Origin of the sequence: Ensifer sp. SSB1 (assembly GCF_016652895.1) — a bacterium.
GTDB lineage: Bacteria > Pseudomonadota > Alphaproteobacteria > Rhizobiales > Rhizobiaceae > Ensifer.
This window is the reverse complement of sequence record NZ_JAEPRP010000263.1, coordinates 1-6,987: the sequence shown is the minus strand read 5'-3', so window position 1 is coordinate 6,987 and position 6,987 is coordinate 1. Positions and strand designations below refer to the sequence as shown.

Below are 6,987 nucleotides of genomic sequence, written 5' to 3'. Positions count from 1 at the left end.
CCCGGATGTGGCCGACGATCTCTTCGAGCAGCGTCGGATTGACGCCGCCGGCGGGCTCGTCGAGCAGGATGATCTTCGGATCGGCCATCAGCAGTGCGGCCAGATCCATCAGCTTCTTCTGGCCGTAGGACAGGTTGTGCCCGTCCTCATAGGCGATGCGGGTGATCCCGAGAAAATCGAGGATCGACATCGCCTTGTCGCGCTCTTCCGCTGTGACCGCCGGCCGGAACAGGTCGGCAAAGCCGCGGCAGCGCGCCTGCACGATCACGTTTTCCAACACGGTCATGTCACCGAGGTTGCGCGAGATCTGGAAGGTCCGGCTGAGGCCCTTGGCCGTGATCTTGTGCGGGCGCAGATTGTCGATCCGCTCCCCGTCCAGCCAGACTTCGCCCGAGGTCGGGACGACGGTGCGGCTGATGCAATTGAAGGCCGTGGTCTTGCCGGCGCCGTTCGGGCCGATGAGTGCAGTGATCGAGCCTTTCTCGACCTTGAAGCTTGCGCCGTCTACGGCGCGAATTCCGCCGTAGTGCTTGCACAGGTTCTTAACCTCGAGCATCCGCGCGATCTCCTTGTACTAGAAATTGGGTAGTAGATGCCTGTGGAACGGGAGGGCGCCTCGCGGACGAAACACCCTCTCCTACCTTGCAAAGGGTCAGAAACCGGACTTGGGATAGCGGAAGGGCACGATGCCCTCGAACTGGCCGGTCGGGTAGACGAAGGTCAGCTTGCCGTCCTGCCACTGGGTCATGATGTGCGACTTGTCGACGGGCAGGCCGAGATCGTCCCAGCTGAAATCGCCGAGCACGGTCTGGACAGGCTGTTCCTTGGTGCGGGCGTGCAGCCACTCACCCATCTTGGCATTGTCCGTGCTGCCGGCGCCGACCATCGCCTGCTCGATGCCCTGGCAGACGGCGAAGGGGATGGCGCTGTCCTCATCCGGCTCGACACCGTATTCGGCCTCGAACGCCTTGACGAAATCAGCGTTGTCGAAGGGCTTTCCGGCAAGCGTGCTCTTGAACGGAACATCCTTGTGCCAGGTGGTGTGGATGACGACGCCGTCGGCGGCATCCTTTCCAACACCCTCGATGAACTCCGTCTGGGCGCCCTGACTGAGATAGACGAGCTTTGCCGATGCGCCGACGGTCTTGAGCGCACGCATGAGCTGAACCGCTTCTTCCGCAGACGCCGTCAGGCCGACGATCATTTCGGCGCCGGAGCGCTTGATCGAATTCGCAAGGTTCAGCCAGTCGTTGAAGCCTTCCTCGGGCCACTTCTCCTCCATCACCACCTCGATGCCGGCTTCCTTGAAGTAACCGGGCGCAAGGTCGGCGATTTCCTTGTCGTTGGCGGGGTCGATCACCTTCTGGCCGAGAAGGCCGGTGGCGATCGCATTGGCGAAGAAGTCGTCGGCATGGACCACCGCGACGGTCTTCGGCGCATCCGCCGGATCCTTGATCTCCTTCAGGAGACCGATCACGTCCTTGCCGGTGTATTCGGCGGCATTGACCTGGAAATAGAAGAGGTTCTTGTAGCCTTGCGCATAGATCCGCAGCGCCCCGCCCGAGGGCACCGGGTGAACCATGTTGTACTTGGACAGAACGTTGCCGACCGGAAAGGTCAGGCGGCTCGAGAACGTGCCGTAGACGGCGTCGACCTTGTCGACATTGATGAAGCGTTCGTACTGGTTGATGGCCGTTGCGGGGTCGGAGCGATTGTCGCTGACGATCAGCTCCACCTGCTTGCCGAGAATGCCGCCCGCGTCATTGATGAGCTTGTTGCAGAGCTCGTAGCCCCGCTTATGCTTCTCGCCGCTGACCGAAAGGCCACCGGTGATCGGCAGCGATGCGCCGATCCGTATTGTTTGCGCAGCGCTCGCAACGGTGCTTGCCGAAAGCACACTGATGGTTGCTGCCGCGATCAGCCGATTGATTCCCATTTCGTCTCCTCCCAGACATTTTTACGCAATCGTTTGCATTGAAGCGAAAAACAAATCGCCCGGCCATGCCGGACGCCAGTTGCGCACTGTTCGATCGACGGCAGGTCAGCTCCTCAACTGCCCTGCCGCAAACTGAATATGCAAACGATTGCACATTGGCGATTATGCGCAGCGTTTGCGCTTTGTCAAGCATCTATGCGAACGATTGCAAAACCTCCGGCAAGATTTTAAATGGAGGCGAGAGGTGACACATGCAAAAGAAACGAACCACGCTGAAGGACATTGCGCGCGCGACCGGCGTTCATGTGTCGACCGTATCGCGCGCGCTTGATCCGACCGAACGAAAGAGCATCACCCCAGAAGTCGTGGCAAAGATCCAGGCAGCAGCGGAACGCCTGGACTATCGCCCCAACCGTATCGCCTTCGGGCTGCGCACCAACCGGACGATGACGGTCGGCGTCGTCATTCCGGATATCACCAACCCGATTTTCCCACCGATCCTCAGAGGGATCGAAAGCGTTCTCGAACCGGTCGGCTATGCGTCGATCATCGTCAACACTGACAGCGAGCGCGAGCGCGAGGTTCGGCTTCTCGAAGTGTTGCGCGATCGCGGTGTCGACGGCCTCATCCATGCGGCGGTGCTCAGAAGCGACCCCTCGATCGCCAAGGCCGCCCAGGACGGCCTGTCGGTGGTGACGCTGAACCGGCGCGTGGAGCGTTCGAACATTCCCTATGTCATCAATGACGAGGACATGGGCATTTGCGAAATGCTGCGTCACCTGACCAAACTCGGCCACCGACGGATCGCGCATCTGGCCGGGCCACAGGATCTCTCGACCGGGCAGTTGCGCCTGGCCGCCTTCCGCAACGCCGCCGAGAGAATGTCGATCGACATCGATCCGCAGCTCATCGTCACCGCCATACGCTTCGACGAGGACGAGGGTGCCCGTTGCACGCGCGACCTGCTCGCCTCCGGGCACGATTTCACCGCCGTGCTCTGCGCAAACGACCGTTTGGCGCTCGGCTGCATCGACGTCTTGAGGGAAAACGGCCTCGACTGTCCATCGGACATTTCCGTCAGCGGCTTCAACGACATGCCGTTCCTGCAACTGGCGCGTCCAAGACTCACGACCGTCCGCATCCAGCAATATGATGCGGGCATCACCGCCGCATCGATCCTGCTGCGCCTGATGAATGCCGGTGCTGAAGACGATATCCCCCTGGAGACCGTGCTGCCAGTAGAACTCGTGGAGCGCGAGAGCACGGGGCCGGTAAAAAGCCACTGAGGATCACCTCGGCCGAATATTCGCAGGCCGGGAACAACGGCTTCGATTGCCTTCGAGAACCACCTCCTCGCTTCGAGGCCCGGTTGCCGATCTGTGAAGTCAAGCGCATGCAATCGTTTGCCTATTGTTTCGTGCAATCGATTGCTTTAAGGTCGCATCGATCATTCGTCAAATGCCGGGCGGACGTTTCCGCCGGTTGAAAGACATCGCGTCAAGAGGGAGGAACTTATGGCGTATCCGCGGTCCTTGGTTGGAAAGACAGTTCTCGTCATCGGCGGAAACGGCGCGATTGGCGCCGCGACTGGGCGCCTGTTTGCGGAAGCTGGAGCGACGGTCCTCATTACCCATACGCCGGGCGAGCAGAGTGCCGCGCGTGCGGACGCAGTGCTCTCCTCCTTTGCCAACCCGGAACGTCATGCGCGATATGCGGCCGACATCACGGAGTCCATCGCCCTTGGCAGTCTCGCCAGTACCATCGAACAGAAGTTCGGCCGGCTCGACGTACTGGTCAATGCGGCGGGTTTCACCAAGCCGATCCCACACCGGGATCTCGATGCCCTAACGGATGAGCTGATCGACGAAATCTTCAAGGTAAATTGGCGAAGCCAGTTCGCCGCGATCCGCGCCTTCGCTCCGCTTCTGAAAAAGTCCGGCGACGGGCTCGTCGTCTCCATCTCGTCGATCGCAGCCTTCACCGGTATCGGATCGAACATCGCCTATTGCGCGGCCAAGGCCGGAATCGACGTGATGACCAAGGCGCTCGCCCGCGTTCTCGCACCGGAAGTCAGGGTACTGGCCATTTCTCCTGGCGTTGTCGACACGCAGTTCGTTCCCGGGCGAGGTTCGGACTTCAACGAGAAGGTTGCGGCTTCGACCCCGCTCGGCCGCATCGGCGAAGTCGACGATATTGCCGCAGCCATTCTCGCCAGCGCGACCTTGCTCGGGTTTTCGACGGGCCACATCATCCAGGTGGATGGCGGCCGGGCACTCTGAGCGCGCGACAATTGAGCACCCCGCGACGGACCCGTCGCGCGGGTCCCCTGCCCTTCCTATATAGTCAGCTATCACCGGCGGTGGCGGCGGGTAACATTGCAGGAAGGCAGAGATCGAAATGGTCGAACAGGTCATCGACAACAGGCAGGATTCCCGATTTGAACTGCCGATCGGCGACGAGATAGCCGTCGCCTACTATCGACTGGAGGACGGCCGTGTCGTCCTCACGCACACGGAAGTACCGCAGGCCCTGTCGGGACAAGGGATAGGCACGCGGCTTGCTACTGGTGTCTTCGACATCCTGCGCGCGCAAAACGCGCGCGTCATCGCCAAGTGTCCCTTCATGGCCGCCTTTGCCGCCAAACACCCCGAATATATGGCGCTGCTCGACGGCTGAGCACCCAGGACCTCAGGCTCGAGGCGGCGCCCGGTCCAGCCTATCGAGCAAGGCGCGACGGATGGCAGAAAGCTCTGGCGGCAATCTTTGGTCGAAGGACTGCAGCAAGGCGTCGTGGCTTTGCAGTTCCTTGGCGAGTTCGATGGGATCGATCTTCATCAGCGCGTCGAAGGTGTGGCGGTCGTAGTCGACGCCATCCCAGTCGAGGTCATCGTAGCTCGGCACAAGGACGATCGACGCGGCGTCTCCGCCGCCGGTGTTCTTCGTCCTCTCAACGATCCATTTGAGCACGCGCATGTTTTGCCGGAAGCCCGGCCAGAGAAATGCGCCGTCCGCGTCGCGCCGGAACCAGTTGACGCGGAAGATCGCCGGCGCGTTCACAATCCCGTCGCCCAGAGACAGCCAGTGGGCAAAGTAGTCGGCCATATTGTAGCCGCAGAAGGGCAGCATCGCGAAGGGATCGCGCCGGGTCGAGGCCTGATTTTCCGCGGCCGCCGTCGCTTCCGACCCGAGCGTTGCCGCCCAGTAGACGCCCTCGCGCCAGTTCCTTGCCTCAAAGACGAGCGGAAAGGTGTGGGAGAGCCGCCCGCCAAAGATGAAGGCCGAGATCGGCACGCCGGCGGGGTCCGCGGCCGATGGATCCATGCTCGGGCAGCGGTCGCGCGAAACGGTGAAGCGGGCGTTCGGATGCGCGGCCGGGCGACCGACCTCAGGCGTCCAGTCGAGCCCGCGCCAATCCACCAGCGCCGGCGGCGCCTCTTCCGTCAACCCCTCCCACCAGACGTCGCCATCGGGCGTGAGCGCGCAATTGGTGAAGATGGTATCGCGCGCGATCGCCGCCATCATGTTGGGATTGGTCTTCTCGTTGGTGCCCGGCGCAACCCCGAAAAAGCCGGTCTCCGGGTTGATGGCGCGCAAGGTGCCGTCCGCATCCGGCCGGATCCAGGCGATGTCGTCGCCGATGGTCTTGACCTTCCATCCCGCAAAACCCTCGGGCGGCAGAAGCATGGCGAAATTGGTCTTGCCGCAGGCCGATGGAAAGGCAGCGGCGACATAGGTGGTTCTGCCGGCGGGATCCTCTACGCCCATGATCAGCATGTGCTCGGCAAGCCACCCTTCCTTTCGCCCCTTCAACGAGGCGGTCCGCAATGCCAGGCATTTTTTGCCGAGAAGCGCATTGCCGCCGTAGCCGGAACCGAAGGATGCGATCGAGCCATCGTCCTGGAAGCTCACGATATATTTGTGTTCCGCGTTGCAGGGCCAGGGCACATCGCGATCGCCGGGCGCCAGCGGCGCCCCGACCGAGTGCAGGCAGCGCACGAATTCGCCCGCGCCAAGCGCGCCAAGGACAGGCAGGCCGATATGCGCCATCAGCTTCATGCTAACCGCCACATAGGCGGAATCGGTGATCTGGACCCCGATCATCGAGAGCTTCGAGCCGGGCTCCCCCATGGAAAAAGGGATCACATACATGGTCCGCCCGCGCATCGATCCTTTGAACAGCTGCGAAAGATCGGCGCGCATGCTGGCCGGATCCGCCCAGTTATTGGTCGGGCCTGCGTCGTCCCGGTCGGCCGTGCAGACGAAGGTGCGATGCTCGAGCCGGGCGACATCGCCGGGATCGGAGCGGCAAAGGAACGAGTTCGGGCGCTTCGCTTCGTTCAACGGGATAAAGGTGCCCGCAGCGACAAGGGTCTTGCAGAGACGTTGATACTCCGCCTCGCTGCCGTCACAGACATGGACCTGATCCGGTTCACACAGGGCTCGAACCTCGTCGATCCACTGGTTGAGTGCGGGGTTGGTTACGGCAGTCGGCTCTTGCATGGATACGTCTTTCACTTGGCAACAATGAAGGCTGCGCCTACGGCCAGCCCGCTGTCTGAGGGCGGAAGCGCCCCCTACATGTTCGGATAGACCGGGCCTTCGCCGACATTCCTCTCGGAGGTCCGTGCGGCCCGCCTCCCGAACTCACATGTTCGGATAGACCGGGCCTTCGCCTCCTTGGGGCGGCACCCAGTTGATGTTCTGGTTCGGGTCCTTGATGTCGCAGGTCTTGCAGTGCACGCAGTTCTGCGCGTTGATGACGAAGACGTCCTTGCCGTCCTTCTCCACCCACTCGTAGACCCCGGCCGGACAGTAGCGCGTCGAGGGGCCGGCATAGACGTCGTGCTCGGAGCGCTTCTGCAGCTCCATGTCCTTGACCTTGAGATGAACCGGCTGGTCTTCCTCATGGTTGGTGTTCGACAGGAACACCGAGGACAGCCGGTCGAAGGTGAGCACGCCATCGGGCTTCGGATAGTCGATCTTCTGGTGCTGGGCTGCCGGCTCGAGCGACTGCGCATCGGTTAGCCCATGCTTCAGCGTGCCGAAGAAGG

At 62.0% G+C, this 6,987-nt stretch carries 7 protein-coding genes; 3 read left to right on the top strand and 4 right to left on the bottom strand.

The window, feature by feature from the left end; translation table 11 throughout:
• Both I8N66_RS35135 and I8N66_RS35130 read right to left on the bottom strand, forming a co-directional pair.
• Positions 1–556: ATP-binding cassette domain-containing protein (locus tag I8N66_RS35135; protein WP_291164494.1), on the bottom strand; the 556-nt coding region annotated here is incomplete at its 3' end.
• A gap of 96 nt (positions 557–652) precedes the next feature.
• Positions 653–1,936, bottom strand: a complete 1,284-nt coding sequence (locus tag I8N66_RS35130; RefSeq protein ID WP_291164491.1) for an amino acid ABC transporter substrate-binding protein — start codon at positions 1,934–1,936, stop codon at positions 653–655.
• A gap of 251 nt (positions 1,937–2,187) precedes the next feature.
• Here I8N66_RS35130 and I8N66_RS35125 point away from each other — a divergent pair, with 251 nt between their 5' ends.
• The 3 genes from I8N66_RS35125 to I8N66_RS35115 all read left to right on the top strand — a co-directional run bounded on the left by I8N66_RS35125 (position 2,188) and on the right by I8N66_RS35115 (position 4,612).
• Positions 2,188–3,222 carry a LacI family DNA-binding transcriptional regulator gene (locus tag I8N66_RS35125; RefSeq protein ID WP_291164488.1) on the top strand — a complete coding sequence of 345 codons (1,035 nt, stop codon included), beginning with the start codon at positions 2,188–2,190 and terminating at the stop codon, positions 3,220–3,222.
• 228 nt (positions 3,223–3,450) lie between these two features.
• A complete protein-coding gene (locus I8N66_RS35120; protein WP_291164485.1) occupies positions 3,451–4,215 on the top strand; it encodes an SDR family oxidoreductase in 765 nt (254 codons plus the stop codon).
• 118 nt (positions 4,216–4,333) lie between these two features.
• Positions 4,334–4,612: a GNAT family N-acetyltransferase gene (locus tag I8N66_RS35115; protein WP_113541474.1), complete on the top strand. Its 279-nt coding sequence runs from the start codon at positions 4,334–4,336 to the stop codon at positions 4,610–4,612.
• Between the two features lie 12 nt (positions 4,613–4,624).
• Here the strand turns inward: I8N66_RS35115 and I8N66_RS35110 are convergent, their stop codons facing one another.
• Positions 4,625–6,436, bottom strand: coding sequence for a phosphoenolpyruvate carboxykinase (GTP) (locus I8N66_RS35110; RefSeq protein WP_291164481.1), 1,812 nt, complete (start codon positions 6,434–6,436; stop codon positions 4,625–4,627).
• Between the two features lie 144 nt (positions 6,437–6,580).
• A partial coding sequence (locus I8N66_RS35105) for a 4Fe-4S dicluster domain-containing protein (protein ID WP_291164478.1) occupies positions 6,581–6,987 on the bottom strand: 407 nt, incomplete at its 5' end.